The sequence below is a fragment of the Micromonospora sp. NBC_01796 genome (assembly GCF_035917455.1).
Taxonomy (GTDB): domain Bacteria; phylum Actinomycetota; class Actinomycetes; order Mycobacteriales; family Micromonosporaceae; genus Micromonospora_G.
Genome location: NZ_CP109078.1, coordinates 3,411,303 through 3,437,618, shown reverse-complemented (window position 1 = coordinate 3,437,618; position 26,316 = coordinate 3,411,303). Strand labels below are relative to the sequence as shown.

At 68.3% G+C, this 26,316-nt stretch carries 29 protein-coding genes, 1 tRNA gene and 1 pseudogene; 15 read left to right on the top strand and 16 right to left on the bottom strand.

Going from position 1 to position 26,316, the window contains the following annotated elements; translation table 11 throughout:
- Positions 1-68 precede the first annotated feature (68 nt).
- Entirely contained in the window at positions 69-449 is a 381-nt protein-coding gene (locus tag OIE47_RS15905) for a hypothetical protein (RefSeq protein ID WP_326562270.1), read from the bottom strand.
- Between the two features lie 114 nt (positions 450-563).
- Between OIE47_RS15905 and OIE47_RS15900 the strand changes: the two genes are divergently transcribed.
- Positions 564-1,415 (top strand): helix-turn-helix domain-containing protein, encoded by an 852-nt coding sequence (locus OIE47_RS15900; RefSeq protein WP_326562269.1) that lies wholly within the window; start codon positions 564-566, stop codon positions 1,413-1,415.
- 7 nt (positions 1,416-1,422) lie between these two features.
- Positions 1,423-1,623 (top strand): DUF397 domain-containing protein, encoded by a 201-nt coding sequence (locus OIE47_RS15895; RefSeq protein ID WP_326562268.1) that lies wholly within the window; start codon positions 1,423-1,425, stop codon positions 1,621-1,623.
- A 601-nt stretch (positions 1,624-2,224) separates the two neighbouring features.
- Here the strand turns inward: OIE47_RS15895 and OIE47_RS15890 are convergent.
- Together OIE47_RS15890 and OIE47_RS15885 are read right to left on the bottom strand one after the other, a co-directional pair.
- On the bottom strand, positions 2,225-3,688 hold the full coding sequence (locus tag OIE47_RS15890; RefSeq protein WP_326562267.1) for an O-antigen ligase family protein: 1,464 nt from the start codon (positions 3,686-3,688) through the stop codon (positions 2,225-2,227).
- A gap of 395 nt (positions 3,689-4,083) precedes the next feature.
- A complete protein-coding gene (locus OIE47_RS15885) occupies positions 4,084-5,883 on the bottom strand; it encodes a potassium channel family protein (protein ID WP_326562266.1) in 1,800 nt (599 codons plus the stop codon).
- 110 nt (positions 5,884-5,993) lie between these two features.
- On the opposite strand from OIE47_RS15885, the gene OIE47_RS15880 reads away from it, so the two are divergent.
- The 5 genes from OIE47_RS15880 to OIE47_RS15860 all read left to right on the top strand — a co-directional run bounded on the left by OIE47_RS15880 (position 5,994) and on the right by OIE47_RS15860 (position 9,183).
- Complete coding sequence (locus tag OIE47_RS15880; protein WP_326562265.1) at positions 5,994-6,479, top strand: MSMEG_6728 family protein; 486 nt, start codon at positions 5,994-5,996, stop codon at positions 6,477-6,479.
- A 75-nt stretch (positions 6,480-6,554) separates the two neighbouring features.
- Positions 6,555-8,087: a hydroxysqualene dehydroxylase gene (locus OIE47_RS15875; protein ID WP_326562264.1), complete on the top strand. Its 1,533-nt coding sequence runs from the start codon at positions 6,555-6,557 to the stop codon at positions 8,085-8,087.
- A gap of 87 nt (positions 8,088-8,174) precedes the next feature.
- On the top strand, positions 8,175-8,300 hold the full coding sequence (locus tag OIE47_RS15870) for a hypothetical protein (protein ID WP_326562263.1): 126 nt from the start codon (positions 8,175-8,177) through the stop codon (positions 8,298-8,300).
- Positions 8,301-8,464: 164 nt separating this feature from the next.
- Positions 8,465-8,908: an HNH endonuclease gene (locus OIE47_RS15865; protein ID WP_326562262.1), complete on the top strand. Its 444-nt coding sequence runs from the start codon at positions 8,465-8,467 to the stop codon at positions 8,906-8,908.
- A gap of 38 nt (positions 8,909-8,946) precedes the next feature.
- Positions 8,947-9,183: an RNA polymerase subunit sigma-70 gene (locus OIE47_RS15860; protein ID WP_442792100.1), complete on the top strand. Its 237-nt coding sequence runs from the start codon at positions 8,947-8,949 to the stop codon at positions 9,181-9,183.
- Positions 9,184-9,280: 97 nt separating this feature from the next.
- Here the strand turns inward: OIE47_RS15860 and OIE47_RS15855 are convergent, their stop codons facing one another.
- The 5 genes and pseudogenes from OIE47_RS15855 to OIE47_RS15835 form a co-directional block, all read right to left on the bottom strand.
- Positions 9,281-10,150: a peptidase gene (locus OIE47_RS15855; protein ID WP_326562261.1), complete on the bottom strand. Its 870-nt coding sequence runs from the start codon at positions 10,148-10,150 to the stop codon at positions 9,281-9,283.
- Complete coding sequence (locus OIE47_RS15850) at positions 10,150-11,433, bottom strand: VWA domain-containing protein (RefSeq protein ID WP_326562260.1); 1,284 nt, start codon at positions 11,431-11,433, stop codon at positions 10,150-10,152. Before OIE47_RS15850 ends, OIE47_RS15855 begins: the two co-directional genes overlap by 1 nt.
- A gap of 107 nt (positions 11,434-11,540) precedes the next feature.
- Positions 11,541-11,777, bottom strand: coding sequence for a hypothetical protein (locus OIE47_RS15845; RefSeq protein ID WP_326562259.1), 237 nt, complete (start codon positions 11,775-11,777; stop codon positions 11,541-11,543).
- A 106-nt stretch (positions 11,778-11,883) separates the two neighbouring features.
- Positions 11,884-12,465 carry a hypothetical protein gene (locus tag OIE47_RS15840; protein ID WP_326562258.1) on the bottom strand — a complete coding sequence of 194 codons (582 nt, stop codon included), beginning with the start codon at positions 12,463-12,465 and terminating at the stop codon, positions 11,884-11,886.
- A gap of 46 nt (positions 12,466-12,511) precedes the next feature.
- A pseudogene (locus OIE47_RS15835) lies at positions 12,512-12,607 on the bottom strand (ASCH domain-containing protein); the annotation flags it as partial.
- An 87-nt stretch (positions 12,608-12,694) separates the two neighbouring features.
- On the opposite strand from OIE47_RS15835, the gene OIE47_RS15830 reads away from it, so the two are divergent.
- Both OIE47_RS15830 and OIE47_RS15825 read left to right on the top strand, forming a co-directional pair.
- Positions 12,695-13,264: a hypothetical protein gene (locus OIE47_RS15830; protein ID WP_326562257.1), complete on the top strand. Its 570-nt coding sequence runs from the start codon at positions 12,695-12,697 to the stop codon at positions 13,262-13,264.
- The gene (locus OIE47_RS15825; protein ID WP_326562256.1) at positions 13,261-13,452 is read left to right on the top strand and encodes a hypothetical protein; all 192 of its coding nucleotides are present in this window, start codon (positions 13,261-13,263) and stop codon (positions 13,450-13,452) included. Before OIE47_RS15830 ends, OIE47_RS15825 begins: the two co-directional genes overlap by 4 nt.
- 90 nt (positions 13,453-13,542) lie before the next feature.
- On the opposite strand, the gene OIE47_RS15820 is transcribed toward OIE47_RS15825, so the two are convergent.
- Together OIE47_RS15820 and OIE47_RS15815 are read right to left on the bottom strand one after the other, a co-directional pair.
- Positions 13,543-14,130 (bottom strand): hypothetical protein, encoded by a 588-nt coding sequence (locus OIE47_RS15820; RefSeq protein WP_326562255.1) that lies wholly within the window; start codon positions 14,128-14,130, stop codon positions 13,543-13,545.
- 126 nt (positions 14,131-14,256) lie between these two features.
- Positions 14,257-14,330, bottom strand: a tRNA-Thr gene (locus OIE47_RS15815).
- Positions 14,331-14,650: 320 nt separating this feature from the next.
- On the opposite strand from OIE47_RS15815, the gene OIE47_RS15810 reads away from it, so the two are divergent.
- Positions 14,651-15,742 carry an ABC transporter ATP-binding protein gene (locus OIE47_RS15810; RefSeq protein ID WP_326562254.1) on the top strand — a complete coding sequence of 364 codons (1,092 nt, stop codon included), beginning with the start codon at positions 14,651-14,653 and terminating at the stop codon, positions 15,740-15,742.
- An 87-nt stretch (positions 15,743-15,829) separates the two neighbouring features.
- Here OIE47_RS15810 and OIE47_RS15805 read toward each other — a convergent pair whose 3' ends face one another.
- Positions 15,830-16,468 (bottom strand): C40 family peptidase, encoded by a 639-nt coding sequence (locus OIE47_RS15805; RefSeq protein ID WP_326562253.1) that lies wholly within the window; start codon positions 16,466-16,468, stop codon positions 15,830-15,832.
- Positions 16,453-17,754 carry an NlpC/P60 family protein gene (locus tag OIE47_RS15800; protein WP_326562252.1) on the bottom strand — a complete coding sequence of 434 codons (1,302 nt, stop codon included), beginning with the start codon at positions 17,752-17,754 and terminating at the stop codon, positions 16,453-16,455. The genes OIE47_RS15805 and OIE47_RS15800 overlap by 16 nt, the downstream gene beginning before the upstream one ends.
- A gap of 352 nt (positions 17,755-18,106) precedes the next feature.
- Here OIE47_RS15800 and OIE47_RS15795 point away from each other — a divergent pair, with 352 nt between their 5' ends.
- On the top strand, positions 18,107-18,562 hold the full coding sequence (locus OIE47_RS15795) for a hypothetical protein (RefSeq protein ID WP_326562251.1): 456 nt from the start codon (positions 18,107-18,109) through the stop codon (positions 18,560-18,562).
- A gap of 44 nt (positions 18,563-18,606) precedes the next feature.
- Positions 18,607-19,194, top strand: a complete 588-nt coding sequence (locus OIE47_RS15790) for an RICIN domain-containing protein (RefSeq protein ID WP_326562250.1) — start codon at positions 18,607-18,609, stop codon at positions 19,192-19,194.
- Positions 19,195-19,279: 85 nt separating this feature from the next.
- On the opposite strand, the gene recD2 is transcribed toward OIE47_RS15790, so the two are convergent.
- The 3 genes from recD2 to OIE47_RS15775 all read right to left on the bottom strand — a co-directional run bounded on the left by recD2 (position 19,280) and on the right by OIE47_RS15775 (position 23,022).
- Positions 19,280-21,496, bottom strand: a complete 2,217-nt coding sequence (gene recD2, locus OIE47_RS15785; RefSeq protein ID WP_326562249.1) for an SF1B family DNA helicase RecD2 — start codon at positions 21,494-21,496, stop codon at positions 19,280-19,282.
- A 529-nt stretch (positions 21,497-22,025) separates the two neighbouring features.
- Positions 22,026-22,214 (bottom strand): DUF397 domain-containing protein, encoded by a 189-nt coding sequence (locus OIE47_RS15780; RefSeq protein WP_326562248.1) that lies wholly within the window; start codon positions 22,212-22,214, stop codon positions 22,026-22,028.
- Complete coding sequence (locus tag OIE47_RS15775) at positions 22,201-23,022, bottom strand: helix-turn-helix domain-containing protein (RefSeq protein ID WP_326562247.1); 822 nt, start codon at positions 23,020-23,022, stop codon at positions 22,201-22,203. Before OIE47_RS15775 ends, OIE47_RS15780 begins: the two co-directional genes overlap by 14 nt.
- A gap of 353 nt (positions 23,023-23,375) precedes the next feature.
- Here OIE47_RS15775 and OIE47_RS15770 point away from each other — a divergent pair, with 353 nt between their 5' ends.
- The 3 genes from OIE47_RS15770 to OIE47_RS15760 all read left to right on the top strand — a co-directional run bounded on the left by OIE47_RS15770 (position 23,376) and on the right by OIE47_RS15760 (position 25,092).
- A complete protein-coding gene (locus OIE47_RS15770) occupies positions 23,376-23,660 on the top strand; it encodes a hypothetical protein (RefSeq protein ID WP_326562246.1) in 285 nt (94 codons plus the stop codon).
- A complete protein-coding gene (locus OIE47_RS15765; RefSeq protein ID WP_326562245.1) occupies positions 23,657-23,977 on the top strand; it encodes a hypothetical protein in 321 nt (106 codons plus the stop codon). The genes OIE47_RS15770 and OIE47_RS15765 overlap by 4 nt, the downstream gene beginning before the upstream one ends.
- Positions 23,978-24,258: 281 nt before the next feature.
- Positions 24,259-25,092: an endonuclease/exonuclease/phosphatase family protein gene (locus OIE47_RS15760; RefSeq protein WP_326562244.1), complete on the top strand. Its 834-nt coding sequence runs from the start codon at positions 24,259-24,261 to the stop codon at positions 25,090-25,092.
- Between the two features lie 62 nt (positions 25,093-25,154).
- Here OIE47_RS15760 and OIE47_RS15755 read toward each other — a convergent pair whose 3' ends face one another.
- Positions 25,155-26,270: an epoxide hydrolase family protein gene (locus tag OIE47_RS15755; protein ID WP_326562243.1), complete on the bottom strand. Its 1,116-nt coding sequence runs from the start codon at positions 26,268-26,270 to the stop codon at positions 25,155-25,157.
- Positions 26,271-26,316: the final 46 nt, after the last annotated feature.

The following is a 26,316-nucleotide window of genomic DNA, read 5'->3' as shown; positions in this document are numbered from 1 at the left end:
TACGGGTCAGGGTCAGCCTGACCCGGCAGAGGTTGCTCCCGCATCACCCCGATGGGATGAACCGCTCTTCAATCGGCGGCCGGACGGAGTCGGGCGGTCCAGTAGGTCAGGTCGGAGTGGTGTTCGACCAGGGTGATCGGTTCGCCGCACGCCTGTTGGACGAGGTCGGCCGCCTCGTCCAGGTCGCTCGGGTTGTGGTCCCAGTCGCCGTCACGGAACATCCGCAGCCCCACGTCCGAACGGTCGTACCCGATCTTCTCGGCGGCCTCGGGCGGCACCAGCACGATCGTGTACCGGCTGGCCTCGATCTCGGCGTCGCTCGGCTCCGGCTCCTCCGGACGGCCGCGCCGGAACCGCTCCAACACCGACTCGATCGGCCCCGGCGAGTCCGCCGGGTCGTACGGGTGAGCCCAGGGCGGCACGTAGCGGTACGGCTTGAGATCGCTCATGTTGACACTCCTCACACAAATGATCACCACAGGGTTGCTTGTCACAGCAATTTGCGATTAGGTTGGCGTTCTGGCGTACGGATGTCAATACCCCCGGGGTGGAGGCGAGTGGACATGCCGAAGCAGAACGCGCCGACCGTTGTCGGTCGTGGACTCGGCGGTGAGCTGCGACAACTGCGCAAGGCCAAGGGTCTGACCGGCGCCGCCGTGAGCGCACAGCTCGGCTGGCAGGCGTCCCGACTGTCCCGGATGGAGACCGGCCAGCAGGGCATCCCGCCGGAGGATGTCGCCTCGCTGCTCGTGATCTACGGCGTGATCGGTGACGAACGCAAGCGCCTGCTCGCCATGTCCGAACGCGGCAAGGACCGAGGCTGGTGGGAGACGTACGGGACCGGGCTGACGCCGTGGTCACGTACGTTCATCCGCTTCGAGACCGAGGCGACCCGGATCACCAGTTGGCAGCCGATGCTCGTACCCGGTCTGCTCCAGATACCCGACTACACCAAGGCGATCATGCGGGCGTGTGACGTGGCGGATGCGGATGCCCAGATCAGGGTTGCGGCGAGACTCGGCCGGCAGGCGATCCTGTCCCGCGACGAGCCACCCGAGTTGAACGTCATCGTGGACGAGTCCGCCCTACGCCGGGTACTCGGTGGGCCGAGGGTGATGGTCCGGCAACTTCGACACCTGGTCGAGGCGGCCGAGCGGCCCAACGTGACGTTGTCCGTGCTGCCGTTCGGTGTCGGTGGGCACATCGGGGTGGACGGTCCGTTTGTCGTGCTCGACTTCGTTCGCGATCCGGCCGTCGTGCACCTGGAGCACAGGATGTCGAGCCTCTTCCTGGAGGAACCGTCGCAGGTGGAAGCCTTCCGACGCTCGGCGGATAAGCTGGCGAAGATGGCGCTCAGCCCGGCCAGGTCGGTGGAGTTCGTTGCGCGCATCGCAACGGAGCACGAACGAGAGTGAGGCCCTGATGGTCGCTGCGGATCTCGGTGACGTGGTCTGGCGCAAGTCCAGCCGCAGCGGCTCCGACACCGACTGCGTCGAGGTCGCCGAACTACCGCACGCCATCGCCGTACGCGACTCCAAAGATCCGGACGGGCCCGTACTCACCTTCGGGCGCACCGCATGGGCTCGCTTCGCCACCCATACCCCTACCAGCGGTCCCGAATGAACGCTTTACCCGGCTCTCCGACACATGGCATCTGCCATTGAATACGAAGCAAACCGGCCGGAAGCAGTGCTCCCAACCTCGTGAAACCACGCAAGCGCTCCCGCAATCTGAAGACCGTACCTACGCCTCGCCCGCGCCCCGAATAAGCCGACGACGATTCTTGAGCTAGTCCGCTATGCTGTTCCTGTAACGAATCCACATCCTCATAATCCAGGGGTTCGAACCCACGGGTGGCTCGGATGTCACCATCGGCGATGGGGCCGATTCAATCAAGTGCAACAGTGTCCAAGCCAATCCGAAGCAATTATCCTCACCAAAGGATCCAAGTAACACGCGAGCCTCTTCGTCAGTGACAGGCTTTTCGATTGCATGCAAAGCTCGTTCCATCTCATCGAATGCCTCATCACCATCTTCGGAATTGTCCGATTCCGAAGTAAGTGGACTCAACCGAACAAACTCCCGAACCTCGTCTCTGACCACCACTACTACCTCTGCAAGAAGCCTGGATGATTCTGCGACAGCAGATCAGCGAGCAGGTCGTCCGGTGAACGTACCGGCGCCGTCGTTCGGTGCAGTGAGCTTTCGGGTACGGCCGAGCCGGTCAGGACTGCACGGTCACCCTGTCGACGTCCTGTTCTGTCCGGGGCCGCGGGATCCCCGGAACGAGTTCCCGCAGCGGCTTGGTCGACCATGCCGGGTTGCCCGAGGCGCCCATGGCAACCGCCAGGAGGAACACGGCCACCGCCCCGATCCAGAGCCACACGTCGAAGAAGAACACCTGGGCCGCGAGGCCGACGAGCAGCACGCGCGCGGGCAGGGACCGGAAGCGCAGGTACGCGCCCAGCATGACCAGGAACAGACTGATCAGGCCGAGAAGCCCGTAGTTGTACCAGAAGCTCAGATAGGTGTTGTCGAAAACCTGCGCCTGGCCGTCGTCGATTCCGGTGGTCTCCAGGTAGCGCACGTTGGCCTCGGGTCCGTGGCCGAAGACGACCGTGGACCAGTCGTCCGTGATGCCGTCCCAGACCGCGCCGATACGGGTGAAGCGCGCGTTCGCGCTGGCCGAACCGATGGGGTCGGACATGCGTGCCCCGGCCGCCCGGACCGAGTCGACCGACCGCGGAGTGGGCGTGGAGCTGTTCGGCGAGGAAGAGGAAGAAGACGACGAGGAAGAAGGGGTGGAGGAGTGCGGGAACGGCCTGAGCGCCACGAAAGCGAAGGCGACCACGGCGATCGCGACCGTGGTGCCCACGCCCCGCCAGGAGATCTTGCGCCACTCGTAGAAGAGCCAGAGGACCAGGGCGAGGAACATGCCCACCCATGCGCTCCGGGTGCCCGACAGCACCAGCCCCACCAGGTTCGCGGTGAAGGGGACGTACCAGTACCTGCCCCGGAGGATCAGCGCTACGAGTGCCATCGCCATGGCGAAGGTCCCGTAGATGATGGGATGCCCGGAGAGCCCTGCCGCCCGGGTCGGGTCGAACAGCGAGGTGTAGGTCCAGTGGTACGCGAGCTGATCGAAGATCGGCCAGGTGCCGGAGATGCTCTGGTACTTGGCGAAGATGGCGACGGCAACACTGAACCAGGTGAGCGCCTCCGCGATCCGGGCGATCAGCCGGGGGTCGCGGCGTGATTCCTCGATGACGCGCCAGCACAGTGCCCCGATGGCCAGTAGGGGCGCGATACCGACGATAATCGGCTTGGCTCCGTGCCAGTGCAATATGCCCGCGAGCAGCGCGGACAACGGAAGCAGGAGAACCGCCCCGAACAGCTTCGGGTCCCACCTGTCGTTTCCGTTGCGGAGCACCCCGCCCCAGACGGCAAGAACAAAAAGCAGGAGCAGCAGCGTGTACGAAGGATTGGTCGGATAGCCGAAGTTGATGGTTACCGGTACGGCAAAAGCGACGACGAATATGGCCCAGGTGACCCGGGCGGGATCCTTCATCCCCCAGGCGAGCAGCGCACCGGCACCGACCGCGAGCGAGAGGTCCCACCTGCCGACGACCAGCAACGCGACCGCCAGTACGCCGAGGCCCAGGCTGAGGTAGCGCGTACGACGCGGCACGCTCTTAACCCTGTCAGTCCATACTCGCACCGTGGCATACTACGCACCGACCGGGTCACGGAGTGGACCGGTCGCGATCCTGAGCCCAGTCCAGGGACAACCGTCTCGGCATGGTCGAGCCGTTCATCGCCACAACCGCGGGGTTCGGCGCGACGGCCGAGTTTGCCGCCCGGCCACGTAGGCAGCACCGTCCGGCTTCCGGGTGTTCACCGAGACGCGGCGGGCGGCCGGAATCCTCGACTTCGTCGGACGGCGAATTGTTCCCGCAATCCCCAGGAAACAATACGCAGCACTCGGCCGTGTTCTTTGATCCGTCCCACGATCTCCGCGCCCCGCCGACGCACACCGTTCGCGTCCACCGGGCAGACCGAAAGCATCCCGTACGCGGGGCCGTTTCAGCCGGGGCTGCCGGCGGGAAACGGCGGCTGGGTCGGCAGTGCCGGCGGTTCCGGGTCGACGACCGGCGGGTTCGCCTGCTTCAGCAGTGCGCTCAGCGCCGCCCGGCGGACCACCACCAGGAGCCGGTCCCCGGCACCGAGCCGGTGCGTACGCGACGGGGACCAGAGCAGGTTCGGCTGCCCGGCCGGGGTCAGCCCGATCACCCGTACGCCGGCGGCCTGGTCGACCTGGACGAGTTCGCGGCCGATCAGCGCGGCGCCCTCGGTGATCGGGACCTCGGCGACCAGCAGCGCGTGCCGACTGATCGGGATGGTCGCGATCATCTCGCGGTTGAGCAGGGCGGCGGCGAACGACGGCGCGGCCAGGTACGACACGCTCCGGGAAATGTTGATGTTGAATGCCTTCTGGATCCGGTCGGCGAGGTCACCGTCGTACAGGCGGAGCACCACCCGCAGGTCGGACTTGGCCGCCCGGGCGTTCAACGCCGCCTGGAGGTTGGTGACGTCGTCGGTGGAGACCACCACCAACGCCTGGCAGGTGGCCACCGAGGCGGCCTCCAGGATCTCCTCCCGGGCACCGTCGCCGACGATCAGCGGAATGTTCAACCGGCGGGCGACCGTCGCTCCCCGCGCCTCCGGGTCCTTGTCGACTGCGACCACCTCGATGCCGAGGTCGTGGAGCTGCCACATGACCCTGGTTCCGACGTTGCCGAGCCCGACCACCACCACGTGGTCCTTGCGGGGCCGGCGAAGCCGGCCGTCGTCGAGCGCCAGCCGGGCGTTGACCATGCCGTCCACCACGGCCGCGGTGATCAGCGGGATCAGCGCCAGCCCGGCGAGGTTCAGCACCACCTGCATGACCTGCGCGGACGCGGCCTTTCCCGGATCCGGGTCGGCGCCGCTGATCGTGGTCACCAGCGCGACGTAAAGCGCCTCGGCGACGCTGACGCGCTCGGCGTGGGCGAGCAGGAAGCCGAACACCACGATGACCCCGAGCACCGCGAGGGTGGCGATGCCGATCTTGCGGGTGGCGAACGAGCGCAGGGCCCGCCAGAACACCGCGGTCGGGCGTCGCTGGCGGCGGCGGGCCCGCTTGATCCGGCGCGCGGCCACCTCCGTACCGGGCGGTTGGCCGGTCGCCTCGGCCAGCACCAGGTCCGCCTGGGCCTCGTCCGCGGGCAGGATCCGTACGTGCCGGGGGTCGGTGGTGTCGGCCAGGCCGCACACCACGTGCTCCGGGCGTACGTCGGTGCGCCGGGCCACGGTCATGGTCCGGCCCCGGTACCGGAAGTGGGTCGGGGTCACCGCGCCGAGTGCCGCGGCGACGAAGGTGGGCGCGGCCATCGAGGCGTCGGAGAGCACCGCGCAGTCGGCGAAGAGCGGCCGTACGCTGTTGCCGAGCCCGGTGTTGAACATGCGCAGGACCAGCCGCAGCCGGGGTTCGACCTCCTGTGCGCAGAGGGCGGCATGGATGTTGCCGACGTCGTCCTGGTGCATCAGGGCCAACCCGTGCGCCCCGGCCAGCGCGGCCGTCCGGAAGGTCTCCTCGTCGAGCCGATCGGCCGAGATCACCCGTACGCCCCGGATCGCGCGGATGTCCGGGCCGTCCGCCCGGCGACGGGTCGGGACGATCACGGTTACCCGTACCGACTCGGCGAGCAGTGCGTTGACCAGATGGATGGCCAGGGCGTCCTGGCCGCAGACAACATAGTGGGGACGGCCCTCGTTGGTCCGCAGCCCGTCGCGAAGTCGGGTCTCGACCGCGCGCCGGGCCCGATTGCGCCACGGGTCCGCCATGCCCGGATCGTAGCCACCACGATCATCCATCGCTGCCCGCCGAACCGTCGCCGGGCGTGGGCGATCGGTCATCCGGGCGTGCGGGCGCCGGTCGCGGGTAGTGGAGTGGAATGCAGACGTTCCTGCCGTACCCGGATTTCGGGGACAGCGCCCGGTCGCTGGATCCGCTGAGGCTGGGCAAGCAACGGGTCGAGGCGCTCCAGGTGCTGCGGGGGCTGACCTGGCCCCGGTACGGCTGGCGGCACCATCCGGCGGTCAAGATGTGGGCCGGGTACGAGGAGGCACTGGTCCGGTACGGGCTGGACGTCTGCGACGTGTGGTCCGGCACCGGTCGGGCGGACACCGTCGCCGGCACCCTGATGGTGGACCTGACCGCCGCCTGTGGCATCGACCGGGTACGTTCCCAGCCCGAATTGGCCGCCGCCGGTGAGTTGCCGCCCTGGCTCGGCCGGGAGGACCTGCACCTGAGCCATCGGGTGTCGCTGCTGCGCAAGGACCCGGACTTCTACCGCCCCCGCTTCGGCGACCTGCCGCCCGACCTCCCGTACGTCTGGCCCCCGTCGGACCGCCCACCCGCCTGCCGCCCCCCGGAGTAGGGATTTGTACCGGAAGGGCCTCCTCCTCACGCCGGAAAAGGGGGACACTGACTGCGCTTGCATCGGAAGGGATCCATGGAGCTGTCGCGAGGGTTGGGCCGTTTGCTCGGCGTACACCCGGTCCGGGTCGATCCCGAGGGCGGCGCCGCCGGTACGCCCCGAGTGCCGAACGGGGTCGACGCGCTGGTGGTCGGCGGCGGGATAGCCGGCATCTCGGCCGCCGTGGTGCTCGCCGAACGTGGCGTACGGGTGACCGTGCTGGAGGCCCGGCCAACCCTGGGCGGGCGCCTGGCGGCCTGGCCGGACCGACTCGCCGACGGCACCGCCCAGGGCGTCGACCACGGTTTCCACGCGTTCTTCCGGCAGTACTACAACTGGCGGGCGATCCTGCGCCGGATCGATCCCGCGTTGGGGTTCCTGCGTCCGGTGCCCGGTTACCCGGTCCTTTCGGCGGACTGGCCGACCGAGGAGTTCGCCCGGCTGCCGAGTGCGCCGCCGCTGAACCTGCTCGCCCTGATCGCCCGCAGCCCCAGCCTGCGTCTGCGCGATCTGCGCACTATGGACGGAAATGCGGCACTGCCGCTGCTGGCGTACCACCCGGAGCGGAGTTACGCCGAACTCGACCGGACCACCGCCGCCCACCTGCTCGACTCGCTGCGCCTGCCGGACCGGGCGCGGGCGATGCTCTTCGAGGTGTTCGCGCACTCGTTCTTCAACCACGAGCACGACATGTCCGCCGCCGAACTGGTCGCGAACTTCCACTTCTACCTGCTCGGCAACGCCGAGGGGCTGGCCTTCGACGCCCCGGACCGGGACTACGACTCGGCGATCTGGCGCCCGCTGGCCGCGTACCTGCGGGTCGTGGGGGGAAAGGTGCACACCGGGACGCCGGTGACCGGCATCAACCGGCGGGACGGTGGCGGCTGGCAGGTCACCGCCGGTGGTGCCCTGCACCGGGCCGAGTTCCTGGTGCTCGCGGTCGACCCGCCGGCCCTGCGCGACCTGCTCGCCGCCGCACCGGAACTCGCCGCCGAGGCGCCGAGCCTCGCCGCCCGGGTCGCCGAGTTCGCACCCGGACCCCCGTACGCGGTCGCGCGGTACTGGCTGGCCGGGGACGTGGCACCGGACCGGGCGGTGTTCAGCGGGGTGTCCCGGCAACCGACGCTCGACTCCGTGACGCTCTACCACCGGCTGGAGGCCGGGGCCCGGGACTGGGCCGACCGGACCGGGGGCGCGGTGGTCGAACTGCACGCGTACGCCTGCGCGGAGGATCTGCCGGCGGAGGAGCTGGCGATGCGGATGCGGGCCGAGTTGATCGGGCTCTGGCCGGAGGTGGCCCGGCTGCCCGTGGTGGAGCTGCGGGCGCGGGTGGAGCGGCAGGCCCCCTCGTTCCGCCCCGGCGGTCACGCCGACCGCCCGACCGTGCTCACCGATGCCGACGGGCTCTTCCTGGCCGGTGACGGGATCCGGACCGACCTGCCGAGCGCGCTGATGGAACGGGCCGCCGTGACCGGCATCCTGGCCGCGAACCGGATCCTGCGCCGGTGCGGTACGGCACCCGAACCGCTCTGGTCCGTACGCCGACGCGGCCTGCTCGCCAAACCCTGACGAATTCTGATCAAATCCGTTGCCGCTCGGCGGTGTACGCAATTACCGTTTACGCAGTCAGGGACAACCACCGAGCGAGGGGTCGGCATGAGGGTGACAGGCGTCAGCGCGATGCGGTTCCGACCGCTCGTCGCCGCCCTGCCCCACCACAGCCGGCCCACCTGTTGGTACGCGGACGGTACGGAACACGAGCTGGACGGGCCTCGCGGCTGACATCGACGTCGACACCGCGACCCAGCCGCCCACCCAGCACGTACGGGATCCGGGCGGCTTTCTGTATCCGTAACCGCCGACGAATCCTTAACCGCCGACGAGAAGTCGCCGGTCGATCCATTCCATCTCGAGGCCCACGGATTACGAATCGAAAGGAGGACCCGGTGGACGCGGTGCTCGTCATCAACGCCGACCTCGGCCCACTACACAAAGTCAGTCTCCAGCACGCGATCCGGATGCTCTGTCGCCGGGTCGCCGAGATTCACGAGGCGGAGCCCGACCGGCGGATCGGGGTCTTCCCGATGCCCCGGGTGGTCCGCCTGGTCCGGTACGTGGTGACCCGCTGGCGGTTCAGCTCGGGCCCGGCCTGGTCCCGGTCCGGGGTGCACCTGCGCGACGGGAGCCGGTGCGCCTACTGCACGGCGCGGGCGACCACCATCGACCACGTCCTGCCCCGCTCCCGAGGTGGACGGAACACCTGGAAGAACACCGTCGCGGCCTGTTACGGCTGCAACCAGCGCAAGGGTGACCGTACGCCGGCCGAGGCGGGGATGCCGCTGCGGTACGAGCCGACGGTCCCCGGCTGGGCGGCACTGGTACGCCTCTGACCGGGCCGGGGACAGGTCCGTCAGCGTATATTGACGGCGTGTCGGACGAACCGCTCCGGGAACTGCTCGAACTCAGCACCGGCCCCGACCCGCTGGAGAGCCTGCGGGCCGCGGCCGGGTTGCGCCGTGGGGTCGAGCGGATGGAGGCGGTGCTCGTACGCCGGGCGCGGGTGGCCGGTGCCTCCTGGGCTCAGGTGGCCGAGGCGCTCGGTGTCTCCAAACAGGCCGCCCACCGCAAGTACGGCGGCGGCGGGCTCTTCCGCCAGGAGCCGTAGCCGACTCGGGAAGAGTGAGGAAGGGTCCCTCGTCATCGGATTCCGATGCACCGGGGACCCTTCCCAACCACTGTCGACCGCTAGCTCACGTGGCCGGTCAGCGCACCACGGGGCGTCGGGGACGCCGGGTGAGGGCGAACCCGACCACCCCGGCGACCGCGGCCAGTACGCCACCGGCGGCGGTCCAGATCCACCGGGACGAGAACCCGTCGAACCACCCGTCGAACCACCCGAAGAAGAAGCCCTCGTCCTCGTTCGCGGCCTGGGCGGCGGGGTCGGGGCTGGCACTCGTACTCGGGGTGACGGCGGTCCCGCCGGCCGGCACGATCGCTCCGGGCTGCACCGCCGGTACGAGCGGCGTCTTCAGGTCACCGTCCTCGGGCGTGATGTTGTCGTCGTCCGATGCCCCGACCAGCAGCGCCACCTGGATCGGCAGGCCGAGGTCCTGTTCCGGCAGGTCGGTGGTGGACAGCCGGACGTAGTAGGTGCCGGGCAGCGGGTCACCGGACCACGGCTCGGCCCACGCCCGGACCTGGCGCAGGGTGCAGTTGAGCGCCACCGTCGTCTCGGTGGCCGGGACCGTCGGGGCCTGGGCTCCGGCGGTGCACGCCTGCCGGCGTCGCAGCCCGTCGAAGACGTCGACCGCCCAGGTGGACGGCCCGTGCCGGTCCGCCGAAGGTGGCAGCGTCACGTTGATCGCGATGTCGTTGGTCTGCCCGGACGAGGCCGAAAACGACCAGTAGAGGTAGTCGCCGGTGGATCCGGCGACGTTGACCGGTTGGCCGGCGCCGATGCCGGTGGCGGTCAGGAACGAGGTGCCGGCCTTGGTGACGGTGACCGCGCCGGGTGACGGGGTCGGCAGCGGGGACGCCGGTGCGGCCACCGCGGCGCCGGCCGGAAGCAGGATCCCGGCGGCCACGGCGAGCGCGGTCGCGCCGATCCGGCTCGTCGTCTCGGTCCGGGGCATCAGTTCTCCCTCCAGGTGGCGACCCACCAGCGGGTCAGCCAGCCGGCGATCAGGCCGGTGAGCAGACCGGCGATGGTCAGCAGGGCCAGCAGCACCCAGCCTCGGCCGAGGCCGGGACTGTTCGGGGCGGGCGAGAAGTCGACCACGTCGATGGTCAGCTCGACCGGCATGCCGGGGACCTGGGTGGAGGCGTTCTGGGCGGAGAAGGAGTTGCTGACCACCAGGCAGACGGTGGGGGTCTCGGCGACCGTGGTGGCCCCCTCGGTCGGCTCCTCGCTCGGTTCCTCGTCCGGCTCCGACGCCGACCAGCGCAGGCCGGTGGAGAGTACGTCCGTACGACCGCTGCCCGCGTCGGTGCCGCGTACGAGTTCCCGGCCGTCTGCGGCGGTGGCCCGCAGCAGTACGCCGTAGTCGCGGTTGAGCGGGCGGTCCAGGGCCACGCTCACCGAGGCGCGGAGTTCCTGGTCGGCCCGGACCGGCACCCGGTAGTAGCGGTGCTCGGAGAACTTCTCCCGGTCGGTGTAGACACCGGGACTGAGGATCGGCGCGTCGGCGCACGCACCGGTGCCGGTGACCAGCGCCGGGGTCTGGGTGTAGGTGTCGTTCGCCCGGTCGACCAGTTGTTTGATCCGGTCGCTGAGCTGCTCGACGCTGTTCGCCGAGGTGTACGTTCCGCCGGTCGCGGCGGCGATGCAGACGAGCTGCTTGCGTACCTTTTCGTCCGGGGCCAGGCCGAGCGTGTCGACGACCAGGTGGGTGCCCTGGGCGGCGAGTTCACGGGCGACCTCGCACGGGTCCGGCGGCGCGCAGGTGTCCTCGCCGTCGGTGATGAGCACGATCCGGCGGGTCGTCCCACCGGTGCCGAGGTCCTGGGCGGCGCCGCGCAGCGCGAGCCCGACCGGGGTGAATCCGGTGGGGCGCAACCCGGCGATCGCGGCCTTGGCCTGTTCCCGGTTGACCGGGCCGACCGGGACGATCTGCTGGGTGTCCTGGCACCCGATCTTCTTGTCGTCGCCGGGGTAGGTGGCGCCGAGCACCCGGATGCCAAGTTCGGTCTCGTCGGGGAGGGCGTCCACCACCTCGTGGAACGCCTCCTGCGCGACGGCGATCCGGGTGCGGCCGTCGATGTCGTTGGCTCGCATCGACCCGCTCACATCGAGCACAAGCTCCACTTTGGGCGGCTCGGAGGTGGGTTCACCGGCCGAGGCCGGCGGAATACCCAGTGGCGTAAGGGCGGCCAGCAGTCCTAAGAGGACCGCTATGGACCGTCTCATGATGATCACGCCGCGATCCTAGTGAGGACCGAACGGGCGATCTCCGTGGTATCGACCGAATCCGACAGCCGGTAACGTTTGCCGCGCGACGCCCGCGCAGAGGCGTCGACCGGCGGTCAGTTGTCGCTGGTCGCGGCCCAGCTCGCGGCGGCGATGCAGAGCAGCAGGACGATGCCGCCCTTGCTGACCGCGATCCGGATCAACACCCAGGCCGCCTTGCGCATGCCGGGGACGCTCGCCCTGGTCTTGCGGTAGTCGGCCCAGGATCGCCGGGCGACCGCGTACGCGATGCCGGCGGTGAGCCCGAGCACCACACCGATCGCCAACATGGCTGCCGTGAGTGAGCGTTCCACCAGGTCAGTGTGGTAGCGCTGGACGAATAGGCACTATCCCCCGTTCGGCGCAAATAGTCATGAATCAATCTCATAACGGCGGCCCCGGGCACCGGCCGACCGCCCCTCAGGCGGTGGCGGTGAACCGGACCCGGAGCTTGTGCGACTGGACCAGTTCCACCAGGCGCGGACTGCAGACCAGGGTCCGGTAGCGGGCGTCGCGGGCGATCAGGAACCGGTCCGCGTACTCCTCCCGGAAGAAGGGCTCGGTCAGGATCGGCGGGCCACCACCGGCCGCCGGGCGTTGCTGTGACCGGGCCTCGTCGATCAACGGCAGCACGGTCCTGACCCGGGCCACCGAGAAGTCGTCGTACTCCTCGTTCTCGCAGCGCACCACGCAACGGTGGAACTCCAGATCCCGCTCCAACTCCGTACGCGTCGCCGCCACGAACGCGGCCGAGAAGATCGGGATCCGTACGCTCGCCGTCAGGTAGTCCGCCTCCCGGACCAATCGCGCCGGCAGCCCCTCCTGGGCCCGCGCCACCACGTCGGTGTGGTCGAGGAAGTCCCCGTCATCGCTGTTGTCGACGAAGTACGAGGTCAACCGGGCACTGGTGCCCGGACTCGGCTCACCCGTCTTGGCCGAGACGAAGTCGAGCAGGGCCGGTACGCGGGCCAGGGTCGGCGAGGTCAGGTAGTGGTATGCCATGTCAGAACCACTCGCCCTGCTCGCGTTGACAGTCGATTTCCGGAGAGGTGGTCGAGGTCTTCGTGCCGTCGAGGATGGCCGCGACCAACTGGTCGCGCAGTGGCCCGGGAAAGGCGAATTCGGCCTTCGGCAGGTCATGCATCCCCAAAGGCTACCGACATGGTCGCGGTAGTGGACCGGTCAGGACTGCTCGACGCCCGGATCGGCCGATGTGGACTAGGTTGGCGTGATGCCGGCACTTCCCCGGGTCTCCACGCCCGTCGCGCTCGCGGTGTGGGTCGCCGCCGCGGCGCTGAGCTACCTGGTCGTCTGCCAGCCCTTCGACCCGGCCCCGCCGCCCGCCGCCTGCGGGCTGGTTCCCGGCGGTCTGCTCGTCCAACTGGTGCCCGACCCGGACACGGAGGCCGTCCCCGGCGAGGACCAGAGCCGGCTTACGGGCTGCGTCTGGAACTCGGGAACGGACGGTGCCCCGAACGACGGCAACCTGCGGATCTCGGTGGAACGTTTCGGCCCCAGCAGCTTCCGGACCCCGTCGACCGAGGCGCAGGACGCGTTCGGCGGACGCAAGCGCTTCCACTCGCAGGGCACCGACCGCGTGGTCGACGTGACCGGACTGGGCCGGTACGCCTACGCCGTCCTCCCCGACCGGCGCGACGATCCCGACGACGTCGAGGTGCAGGTGCTGGCGGTGCAGGACGGCGACATGGTCGAGGTGACCTACCACGTGAAACCCTCCACCGAGCCCCTGGCGCTGGCGGCCGCGGTCACGGCGGCCCGAACCGTACTGGCGCAGTTGTGACGGGTGGACAGCCGTCGCGCGGCGCGGGACACGACCTGGGTCCGGTGCTGATCGCCGCGCTACTGATCGGGCTGGTGGTCGCCGGCATCCTCCTGGGACTGCGCTGGCTCTCCCAGCGCGACGTTCCGCCGACCGCACCACCGACCCCGGTGCCGACGCTGACCGGGCCACCGTTCGTCTCCCCGTAGTGCCGACCGGAAGCAGCGCGCCGGCCGGGTGGCCGACGCGCTGCTCTGACGGGGGTCGTGGACGGCTCGGTTACGGACGGACGGGGACGGTCAGCGGGACGGGCGCAGTTGGATCTGGAGTGCGGCCGGGCCGTGGCACCAGACAGCTTCCTGCCCGGTCCCGCCGACGGTCGCGTACCTCTTGAAGGTGACCGGGCCCTTGGCGAAGCTGACCGTCTTACGGATGTGGTGCGTCACGGTCAGTGACCTTCCGCCGGAGATCTTGACGTGATCGGCGGTGCCCGCTCCCCAGTAGTTCTTCCCGGAGGCGTCGTAGAGCTCCCCCTTGGCCAGGAAGACGGACTTCCCCTTGATCCCGGCGCTGTAGCGGACCACGACCTTGTCGATGTACGCGCTGGTCTTCGTCACGTTCCTGGCGTACCAGGTCGCGGTGAGCAGGTACTTCTTCCCCTTCTTGCAGGTGGCCTGGGTGCCGCTGGTCACGTAGAGCTGATCGCTCTGGTTGGTGACCGGGCCCTTGCCCCGGAGCAGGTAGGTGGTCGTCACCGCCCGGTCGTTGGCCCGCGCCTGGGCCAGGTCGCCGTTAACGACAACGAGGCCGGAGATGGCCACCAGGGCCACCGCGAGAAGACCGAACTGGGCCGTCTTCCGGCCGAGAAAAGCTCGAATGCGTGTCATGCCGATCAGGCAAGCTGTTCGCCCGTCGTCCCGTCGAGGCGGAACGGGTACGGGGCAGTCCGGGACGCCGTACGGGACCGTCCCGCCTGCTCGGCGGCCCGTTCCACGCAGGTCAGGGTAGGTAAGAGCCCCCGGCCGGGATCGAACCGGCGACATCCCGCTTACAAGGCGGGTGCTCTGGCCAGCTGAGCTACAGGGGCAGTGTTCCGGGTCAGCATAGCTACCTGGTTGCCGATCCCCACGCCGCCACGGTCGCCGACCGACAAGTTCGGCACGATCGCCGTACCCATTGATGGCTTGCCGTGCCCTGATGCCCGAAATGTGAGTCGATCGCGTCTCTCCGTACGCCTCTGACCTTGGCAGGGTGGGCCGGGCGGATTACGGTGGCGTGACACGGACGACACGCCGACCACCCCAGTGGCCCCCGGCGCGTCGCCGGACCGGTGCGGCCCCCCTCGCCGGAAGCTCCTTCACTCGGATCGTCCGGCACGTTCCTGCCGGTGAAAGGAAGCGCTTCACCATGGCTACGGTCACCTATTCCAAGGCCACCCGCATCTACGCGGGTACCGAACGCCCCGCCGTCGATCACCTCGACCTGGAGATCGGCGACGGCGAGTTCCTCGTCCTGGTCGGCCCCTCCGGTTGCGGTAAGTCCACCAGCCTCCGGATGCTCGCCGGCCTGGAGGACGTCGACGACGGCTCGATCTTCATCGACAGCCGGGACGTCACCCACCTGCCGCCGAAGGCCCGGGACATCGCGATGGTGTTCCAGAACTACGCGCTCTACCCGCACATGACGGTCTACGAGAACATGGCGTTCGCGCTGAAGCTCCGCAAGACCTCGAAGGCGGAGATCGACCGGCGGGTCAAGGAGGCGGCGGCGCTGCTCCAGCTCGACGACTACCTGGGCCGCAAGCCCAAGGCGCTCTCCGGCGGTCAGCGCCAGCGGGTGGCGATGGGCCGGGCGATCGTCCGCGAGCCGCAGGTCTTCCTCATGGACGAGCCGCTGTCGAACCTCGACGCCAAGCTGCGGGTGCAGACCCGTACGCAGATCGCGTCGTTGCAGGCCAAGCTCGGCATCACCACCGTCTACGTCACGCACGACCAGGTCGAGGCGATGACCATGGGTCACCGGGTGGCGGTCATGCTCGACGGTGTGCTCCAGCAGGTCGACACCCCGCGTGCGCTCTACGACACCCCGTCGAACGTCTTCGTGGCCGGCTTCATGGGCTCCCCGGCCATGAACATCAAGACCGTCCCGCTGACCGAGACCGGCGCGAACTTCGCCGAGCTGCTCGTCCCGCTCACCCGTGAGCAGATCGAGGCGGCCAAGGCCGACGGCGGCAACGGCAACGTCACCGTGGGCTTCCGCCCCGAGGACTGCGACCTGGTCAGCCCGACCGAGGGTGGCCTGCCGGTGGTTGTCGAGCTGGTCGAGGACCTCGGCTCGGACGCCAACATCTACGGCACCGCCACGATCAACGGCACCTCCGAGCGGTTCGTGGTCCGTACCGACCGGCGGACGATGCCGAACATGGGCGACACCGTCTACGTGAAGCCGCGTACCGGCAAGAACCACACCTTCCACGCCACCACCGGTGCGCGCATCTGAGGTAGCACGACAGGCGACAACAAAGGGGGCGGTCCGCGCGAGCGGACCGCCCCTTTCGCGTACGCCCGACAAGCGGGACGGGTCGTCTCACCCGTACGCGGGGTTGATTTCGATGTAGGTCTGGACCGGGCTGGGCGTCGGCTCCGGCTTGGGTGGCTGTGTCTCGCCCGTCGACGGCTTCTTCGGGTCGACCTTCGGCTTGGTCGGCTTGGTCGGCGCGAGCCGCTTGGCCGTGTCCAGGTGGTTCTTGTAGTACGCGGTCAGGGCGACCTTCTTGACCTTGCCGGACCCGGACGACGCGTGCACCATCTTGCCCTTGCCGGCGTAGATGCCGACGTGGTCGGCGTTCCCGTCGTTGTTCCAGTCGAAGTAGAGCAGGTCACCCTTCTGGAGGTTCTTGACCGAGACCGTCTTCCCCTTGTGGGACTGCGCCTCCGCGGTCGTACGCTTCAACCCCACCCCGGTTCCCTTGTACGCGTAGTAGGCGAGACCGGAGCAGTCGAAGGTGTTGGGCCCCTCGGTGCCCATGGCGTACCGGTCGCCGACCTGCTGCTCGGCCCGGCAGACCGCCCGCTCGCCCGGACTGCCGCTGCTGCACGACTTTCCTGCGGCACTGGCGAGACTGCTCAGACCGAGCAGGGCGCCGCCGATCAGGACCAGGGCGAAGATCAGCCTGGCGAAGGGTTGCAGTCCGGGCCAGGGGTTCCGGATCAGGGTCGGTCGCATGGTTCCTCCTCGGAGTTCGTGCCGGCGCCGCCGTCCCCAGGCATAGCCGGTTCCACGACGCCGGGCTTGTTGTCCAGCACGTCGGACGGGTCGATGATCACGATCTTGTTGTCGACCACGTCGGTGTCGACGCAGTCGTCGGCCGGCTCGGTGGTCGACTCGTCGCCCGGTCCCGGGTCTTCCTCTGTCGTCGACTCGTCGGTCTCCGCGCAACCCGCGTCGCCATCGGCGTCTCCCTCGGGGCTGTCGCCGTCGCCCTCGGGGTTGTCGGCGTCCGTGTCACCCTCGGGCGTTTCCGAGTCCGCGTCGCCCTCCGGGGCATCCGCACCCGCATCGCCCTCGGGCGCCTCCGGGGCCGGGTCGGTTGCGGCGCCTTCGGGCGCCGGATCGGCGTCGGCGGGGTCGCCGCCGGTCGTGGTGGTGGTCGTGGTGGTGGTTCCGTCGTTGGTGGTTGTCGTCGTCGTGGTCGTGGTGGTGCCGCCGGAGGTGCTGGTTGTCGTCTCCCCATCGGAAGCGTCCGTGCCGCCCTCGGGAGCACTGTCCCCCTCGGGGGTGGTGTCGCCTTCCGGGGTCTCGGTGCCGTCCTCCGGCGCGGCTGTGTCGCCTTCCGGAGTTTCGGTGCCGTCCTCCGGCGCGGCGGTGTCGCCTTCCGGAGTCTCGGTGTCGTCGGTGGGTTCGTCCCCCTCCGGGGCATCGCCGTCGGGCTCGGGGCACGGATCGGTGGGGTTCTTCTCCGCGATGGCGGTGTTCACCCGAATCGTGTCAATCTTGGGATCGGCGAGGACGGGGCGTACCGCCAGTTTCGAGAGCAGCTTGATCCGCGCGGGGGTCAGCTCGGTGGACTTGACGGTCTCGGGATTCTTCGAGGTCGGCGAACCCGTAGGGATGATCACCTTGCCGTTTCCGGCGTAGATCCCGACCCGGTCGACACCCTTGTCCAACTCGTTGAAGTAGAGCAGGTCCCCGGCCTTACGGTCCTTCACCGGGACGGTCCAGCCCAACTTGATTCCCTGGTTGTAGCTGCCGGACGCGGGCAGGTAGTTCCCCTTCAGTCCCGCCTTGCGGTACGCCTCATAGCTGATCCGGGCACACGCCAGGGTCTTTGTCTGCGACGCGTCCCAACTGCACTTCTTCCCCACCTGTTCCTGGGCGTGGCACAACGCCTTCTTGTTGACGTTTCCGGTGCAGTTACCAGCCGCGCTGGCGAGGCCGGTGGTGAGCGCGATTGCCCCGGCGATCAGGGTCGTCGCGAACAGCAGTGGCAGCACCTTGCGAATTCTTCTCAATGTCGTCGACCTCCAGAGCCGATGCTGACGTATTCGCGGAGGAGTCCTGCTCGGCCCGCGCATGGGAATCAGTGCACAGTGCCGCACCCTGTCCTGTCAGGAATGGCGCCGTACGGGAAAGTTCGGACCACCGTGGCGTACGCGTCCCGGCCCGTACCGGCCGTCCCGTTGCTGCCAGCGGCCCGTCCGGTGCCTGTCCCGGACCGGTCGGATTCGCTGCTCGGCCAGGGGCGGAAGGTCCCGTACAGTCCCGCCCGCGAATCGGCTTGAACCGTCGATTTGTTTCCTGGTTGCCTGAGTGCACCCCCGGACCACCGAATTCCACTCTGGATCGACACGAACAGGAGAAGCTATGAAACGAATTCCTCCCGGACGCAAGGGCGTCCTGGCGCTCCTCGGCGCGATAACACTCATCATCGCGGGCCTGCTGGCCAGTTCGGTGGTGGCCAGCGCGGCGGCCCCGCCCAAGAAGGCATGGAACATCGACCTGCGGACCGCCGACTCCGGGCAGGGCGGTGGAATCTCCGGTCGGGTCACCTGGAAGAAGAACGGACGCTGCTACGACGCGAAGGTCACCGGGACCCTGTTGGACACCCGGGACAGCGACTCGCACGGCGCCATCGCCTGGTTCACCTATGTGGACTGCAAGACGAACAAGGTGAAGAAGATCCGACTGAAGACCACGCACACCAAACGGTCCGCGAGCGTGAACAAATCGCTGCGGAATGTACGGGATGTGCGCGTACTGGTCTGCCTCTATCAGGGCAGTGACTTCCAACGATACTGCAACACGAAGGGTGCGGCATGATTCGCCGAATTGGCATTCCCCGAGTAGTCCGCCGGGTACCACGCATGGTCCAGGTGCTCGGTCTGGTGGCCCTGGTGGCCACCGCGTACATCGCGGTCGCGAACCTCAAGCCCGAGCCGGAGGCGAACGCCGCGGCGCGGACGGCGGGTACGACCTCACGTACCGCGGCGGGGCCGGTGACCGGTGTGCACCAGATCCGGGCGGGCAACAGTGGCCTGTGTCTGACGGTGTCCAGCACCACCAAGAAGGGCGCGAACGGCGCGAAGATCCAGCAGCGGTCATGCGACCCGCGTAAGAAGACCCAGCGGTTCGAGATCGTCCCGTTGTCGGACGAGGGCAACCCGTTCATCTACGCGGTCCGCCCGCAGTGGGCTGCCGGCTGGTGCTGGGCGACCAACGGCGCTGCGAAGAACAATGTCACGATCGTCCAGCGCAAGTGCGACTACGAATTCCGCCAGATGTTCTTCATAAACTGCGCGGCGCCGGGCAACCGGTGCTACATCGCCACCCGCACGGGCTACACCGGAAAGTGCCTGAACATCCACGGCAACAGCCGCAAGCAGGGGGCGAACCTGGCGCTCTACGACTGCCGCTACAAGAACCAGACGAACATGCAGTTCACCATCGCCTGACCTGCGGACCGGTGTGCCGGCCTGATCGAGCCCCCGCCGATCGGCCGGCACACCTTCGTGTGCGCGGGCGGGCCGGGACCGACTGTTACGAGGTGGTCAGCCGGTGGGTGAGGGCGGTGTGCCGGCGGCCGGTCCCGGCGGTACGGACCGCGATCGCGATCGCCTTGCGCGAGCCGGCGAGCACGACGAGCTTCCGGGCCCGGGTGACCGCGGTGTAGAGCAGGTTGCGCTGCAACATCGTGTACGAACTCATCGTCACCGGGATGACGACCGCCGGGTACTCGCTGCCCTGGGACCGGTGCACCGTGATGGCGTACGCGTGTTGCAGCTCGTCCAGCTCGTCGAAGTCGTACGTCAGGTCCTCGTCCTCGTCGGTGCGGACGGTGAGCTGGCGGTCCTCGCCGCTGAGGGCGGTGATCACGCCGACGGTCCCGTTGAAGACCCCGGCCCTGCCCTTGTCGTAGTTGTTGCGGATCTGGATCACCTTGTCACCGACCCGGAAGACCCTGGCCCCGTGCCGCCGCTCGGGCATTGACTCCCGGTGCGGAGCGAGCGCCTCCTGGAGGATCGTGTTGAGGTTGCCGGCTCCGGCCGGGCCCCGGTGCATCGGGGTGAGTACCTGGATGTCGCGTGGGTGCAGGTTGAACTTGCGCGGGATCCGCCGGGCGACGATGTCGACCACGAGTTTCGCCGTCTCCTCCGGTTCGTCGACCGGGAAGAGGAAGAAGTCGGGATATTCGCCGATCGCCGGCGGCTGGCCGGCGTTGATCCGGTGGGCGTTGACCACCACCCCGGACTCCTGTGCCTGGCGGAAGATCTTCGTCAGGCGTACCCGGGGGATGGCTTCGGCGCCGAGTACGTCGCGCAGCACCTCACCGGCTCCGACCGAGGGGAGCTGGTCCACGTCGCCGACGAGCAGCAGGTGAGCGCCGGGCGCGACCGCTTTGATCAGCTTGTTGGCCAGGATCAGGTCCAGCATGGACGCCTCGTCGACCACTATCAGGTCGGCGTCGATCGGGTTGTCCCGGTCGTGGGTCGGCTCGCCGCCGGGGCGCAGTTGCAGGAGTCGGTGCACGGTGGCGGCGGGATGCCCGGTCAGCTCGGTCATCCGCTTCGCGGCCCGACCGGTCGGCGCGGCCAGCACGATCTTCGCCTGTTTCGCCGCCGCCAGGGCGATGATCGATTTGACAGTGAAGGACTTGCCGCAGCCGGGTCCGCCGGTGAGGACGGCGACCTTCGCGGTGAGTGCGAGCCGGACCGCCCGTTCCTGCTCCTCGGCCAGGTCGGCCCCGGTCCGGGTACGCAGCCAGCGCAGCGCCTTCTCCCAGTCCACCCCGGCGAACGCCGGCATCCGGTCGCTGCGATGGTTGAGCAGCCGGAGCAGGCTGTTTGCCAGCGCGGTCTCGGCTCGGTGGAACGGCACCAGGTACACCGCCGGAATGGTCGCGCCCTCGGTGCTGCGGTTCGGGACCTGTTCGCGTACGACGCCTTCGTCGGTGGCGAGGGTGTCCAGGCAGGTGCGGACCAGGTCGGCGGGGACCTGGAGGATCTCGGTGGCGTCCGCGACCAGGTTCGGTTCGGGCAGGTAGCAGTGGCCGCTGTCGGTCGCCTCGGAGAGGGTGTACTGGATGCCGGCCTGGACCCGCTGCGGGCTGTCGTGCGGGATGCCGACCGCCTGGGCGATGGTGTCGGCGGTCTTGAAGCCGATCCCCCACACGTCCGCGGCCAGCTTGTACGGCTCGTCCCGGACCACGGCCACGGACGTGTCGCCGTACTTCTTGTAGATCCGTACGGCCAGTGAGGTGGAGACTCCGACGCCCTGAAGGAAGATCATTACTTCCTTGATCGCCTTCTGTTCCTCCCACGCGGCGCCGATCATCGCCGTACGTTTCTTGCCGAGGCCGTGCACCTCGACCAGCCGGCCGGGTTCCTCCTCGATGATCCGGAGGGTGTCCGCCCCGAACAGCTCCACGATCCGGGCGGCCATCTTCGGGCCGATCCCCTTGATCAGCCCGGAGCCGAGATAACGCTCGATGCCCTGGATCGTCGCTGGCAGCACCGTCGTGTACGAGTGCACCTCGAACTGTCGCCCGTACTTCGGGTGCGAGCCCCACCGCCCGACCAGCCGCAGGCTCTCCCCCGGCTGCGCACCGAGCAGCGCCCCGACCACGGTGAGCAGGTCGTTGCCGGACCGCTCGGTCGCCACCCGGGCGATCGTGTACCCGGTCTCCTCGTTGGCGTACGTGATCCGCTCCAACACCGCGTCCAGCACCACACCGGGCGCCCGACCGGTCGCCGGCACGGCTCCGGTTGCCGCGCCTCCGGCTGCTCCGGCTCCGGGTGCTGCGCCTCCGGTTGCTCCGGTTGCTCCGGCTCCGGTTGCTCCGGCGGGGCCGTGGGGGCCGGTCGCGGTCAGGCTCACCCGGACATCATGCCGGACCGGGGTCCAGCAGGACTTGATCGCGGTTGACCGATGACTGTCGGCTGTCGGCGGTCTTATAACGCGTTTTCTTTCTACATCGAAAATGATGTATTCACATCATCTTTGATGTACGTCCTCACCGAGGTATACGCCTGCGGCGGCGTCGAGCGACCGTTGGCCCTGACCGGGACTGAAAACCTGGCCGATACCTGAACAGGAAGCCTGTCCCGCGGAGCTTCCGGTAGGCGCTCCCATGATCGTGGAGAATTCGGCTCGCTATGACCGGCCGAACTCTTCGGGATCACGGAGAAGGTGCGCTGGGCAGAACGTCGGCGGGTGTGGGGTCATCCTGTGCGGATACAGAGAAGCCCCCGGCCGTCGGGGCGGGGGCTCTCCGGGTTGGTGAGGTCTAGGCCCGCTTCGCCCGGTCGACGAAGCCACGCCACGCGTCCGGCTCGAAGGTCAACACCGGCCCGGACGGGTCCTTGCTGTCCCGAACGGCCACCACGCCAGGCAGGTTGTCGGCCACCTCGACGCAGCCCCCGCCTCCTGTGTTGCTTCTGGTGGACTTCCTCCACCGAGCACTACTGAGGTCCATGCTGGCTCTCAATCTCCTTGATCAGGGCAACTGACTGATCTTCGGGAAGGGCTATGCCCCGCACGCCTTCCCACCTCGCTAAAAGCGTAGCCACTTCCTCCTCAGCGGCGATCGGCGATCCACCGAGCTGATGATCCAGGTGACCGACCCAGGTCCCGTCCGTCAGCATCACCAGCATGAGCGGTCCAGACAGCCCGATGTGCAGGCCGGCGGTCAGTGGCACCACGTTGATATGAACGTGCGGCAATTCGGCCATGCGCAACAGATGCGCGAGCTGCTCACCCATGATCGCTTCGCGACGGCGCAACGCCGACTCGTCGATGACGCCGACGATCTGGGGTGGCCGCTCGCGGGTCAGGATCTCCTGCCGCCCCATCCGGGTAGCCACCTGCTGCTCGACCTCGGACTCCGGAAGGGTGTCATCCAAGCGCAGGACCGCGCGGGCATAGTTCTCGGTCTGGAACAGGCCGGGGATCAGCATCGGCTCGAAGAATCGGAGCTGCCTCCCCTGGCGCTCGGCCTCCACCCAAGGCTTGAACCACGTGGGCTCACCGTCGCCCTGCGCCGACTTGAGCAGGGACTCCAACAAGCCGCCGCTGTCCAGGATTTCGTCGGCTCGCTTGGCGTACGGCAGGTCGAGCGAGCGGGTGCCGGTCTCCACGGCAGAGACGGTGGATGCCGAGTAGTTCGCCCGCCTGCCGAATTCCTCCTGCGACATGTTGCGCAAGGCGCGCTGCCTGCGGAGTTGATCACGAACAAAAGGCAAGGGGATCTTCGCGTTCCATTGCGCCTCCAGATATTCAGTCATGATCGCCAAGCACCAACAGGGGGAAGGTGTGATCGCCAGACGAAGGTCGGTACCTGCGTGAACGTCTTCCGACAATAGCGCCGTCCTTAGAAGACTGTCATTACGTAGAACCGCTCGGATTCAACCTCGAGGAGGTGCGAGATGTTCGTCTGGCAGATCTGGGCCGACTGGCTGTTGAGACTCGTAGCGCCACCGGCACCGCCGGCCCCCGTACCACCGGTTCCCCCGCCCCCGGTGCGTCCCGCGTGGGCCACGGAGGAAACCACCCGCTTCCAGGAACGCCCATGGACCCTGGGCCAACGAACGTGCTACGGAACAACAGGATGGAACGAACGCCGATGACGACTCTTCGGGTGGGCGACGTACTGACTTTCCAGCCGTCCGAATACCACCGGGAGGGCGAGGACAGGCTTCAGCCCGGCAGGGGTGAGCTGACCCTTCGAGTGACGCGCCTTCCGGACCGGATCGACATGTTCGTGACGGAATGGGTGACGCTGTGCGGGATCGAGATCCTGGACCGGGCCGAGGGCGAGGAGTTGTCCGTCGCGGTCCACCACGAGGCCCTTCCCGGCCGCATTTCGCCCCGACTGAACCTGGTCACGCCCCACTTCATGGAACGGGAACTTCCGCCGCTATGAGCGACCGGGGCGACCTCATCATCCCCGAGTTGGCGGAGCACACGCCGCTCCGGCCGCTCTGGATCTGCCGAATCGACGCCCGCCCGTGGCCCTGCCCGGATGCCCGGCTCAACCTGGTGGCGGCGTACCTGCCCGCCCGTCGAATCGAGCTGTACCTGTATCTCGGCTTGCAGTTCACCACGGCCCTGGCCGAGCTCGACACGGTGGTGGTGGAGGCAGGAGAGCGAGCCGACGCCACCGGCCTCCACGTGCGCATTCTCGGCTGGCTGATCGCACACGAGGCCAGACAGCGAGGTCGACGGCGTCGCGCCATCTGAACTACGGCGAACCTGTCCCGTCCCGGTGCTGTTCCGTCCAGGTGCCGTCCCGTCCAGGTGCCGTCTCGTCCTGATGCTGTTCCGTCCGAGCGCTGTTCGGCCCGAGTGCTGTTCGGTCCGAGTGCTGTTCCGTTCGAGCGCTGTTCCGTCGGCCCCGGAAATCGCTCCTTTCTGACCCGGACAGGTCCGTACAGCCCCGAGCCTTCACCGAACGCCTGGCAGACGTTTTGCTGATTCGAGTCGTTCGTCGACTTCGACCAGACGTCGTGAGGGAGTCACCCATGCAATCAGTACGACGGCACCTGCTCACCGCGAAGGTGTTGCCACTCGCGTTGGCCACCGCACTCGTCGGCGCACTCATCGCCGGCACCGCCGTGCTGGCCTCGGCCGCCAACTCGACCGCGGCCCAGTCCAATCGTGTGATGACGTGGAACATCCACGTGGGGAAGGACGGCGGACCGGAGGAGAAGGCGAAGGAGATCGCCCGGTTCAAACCACAGGTCCTCGGTATGCAGGAAGCGTGCCGGGAGGACGTCAAGAAGACGGTTGCGATCCTGAAGAGCAAATACAAACTCCAGTACCACATCGCGTACGGCACGGTGCGCAACGACCGGGCAAACTGCGGACTCTTCGGCGGGAACGCCTTCGGGCAGGCAATCATCTCGGCGGCGCCGATAACCAAGAAGGGCAACAAGCTCTATGCCGACGGCGGCACCGAGGCTCGGGGTTACATGTGGGTGGAGACGACGGTCAACCGGAAGAAAACCCGGGTGTTCAACACCCATCTGTCCGAGCACGGCCAGGGCAAGCTCCGGGCCGCGCAGGTCCGAACCCTGGTTGAGGTGGCGAGACAGTACGCCGGTTCGATCGTGCTCGGTGACTTCAACGCGCAGCCGCACTCGTCGGAAATGCAGCCCATGTGGGTGTACTACCGGGACGCCGACCCGAGCTGTGGCGCCAAGGCAAGCTTCACGTGCAAGGCGACCGCGGACGCGGGTCCCCCGCGCAAGAAGTTCGACTACATCTTCCTCCGGAAGAACATGGCCCCGCCCGGCGTGACCGTCGTCAATTCGCCGTACTCCGACCACGACATCGTCTACGCCGACCTGAGGTAGCCGCCGTACCGGAAGCAGAGCCCTGACCCGGCGGTGGACCCGGGTCAGGGCTGCTCCCACGGTCAGCGCAGCTTGGCGTAGAAGGTGCGCAGGTCGTCGGCGAGCACCTCGGGGGCGATGTGGGCGGCGTAGTGGCCGCCGCGGCCGTACGACTTCCAGTGCACGATGTTGCGGTGGTCGCGCTCGGCGAACGTACGCATGGAGACGAAGTCGCCCTCGAACATCGCCAACCCGAGCGGCACCGTGGTCGGCTCGGTGGGGTGCTCGGCCTTCGCGTCCTCGTAGTAGAACCGGGTGGCCGAGGTCGCGGTGCCGGTCAGCCAGTAGAACATCGTGTTGGTCAGGACGAAGTCGGCGTCGACGTCGGCGGTGTCACCGAAGAGTTGGGCGTTCCAGCCGAGCAGGCCGACCGGCGAGTCGAAGATCCCGTACGACAGGGTCTGCGGCTGTTGCGAGTGCAGGGTGTTGAACGACATCTTGTTGTCGTAGAACCACTGGAGCACCTCCAGCGCCTTCTGGTCCTCCGGGGTGATCTTCGCGAACTCGGCCGGGTCGCCGGACGGGAACGAGAAGATCTGGGTCACGTGTACGCCGACCACGTGCTCCGGGGCGATCCGGCCCAGTTCGGGGGCGACGAACGAACCGCCGTCGTTGCCGGCCGCGCCGTACCGGTCGTAGTCGAGCCGGCGCATCAGCTCCGCCCACGCTCGGGCGGTGCGGTAACGGTTCCAGCCCCGTTCACGGGTCGGTCCGGAGAAGCCGAAGCCGGGCAGCGAGGGGATCACCAGGTGGAACGCCTGCGACCCGTCGGCCGGGTTGGTCAGCGGTTCGATGACGTTGAGGTATTCCACGATCGAGCCGGGCCAGCCGTGCGTCAGGATCAGCGGCAGCGCGTCGGCGTGCGGTGAGCGTACGTGCAGGAAGTGGATGTTCTGGCCGTCGATCTCGGTGGTGAACTGCGGATACTGGTTGATCTTCGCTTCCCAGGCCCGCCAGTCGTACCCGTCCCGCCAGTGCTCGGCAAGCTGACGCACGTACGCCACCGGCACGCCGTAGTCCCAGCCGGCGTCCGGGATCTCGTCCGGCCACCGGGTGCGGTCCAGCCGGTTCCGGAGGTCGTCCAGGTCGGCCTGCGGGATGTCGATGCGGAAGGGCTTGACCTCGGTGTTCTCGCTCATGTCAACCACGCTACGGACCCTTCCGGTCAGCTTCTGTCCGGAAGCC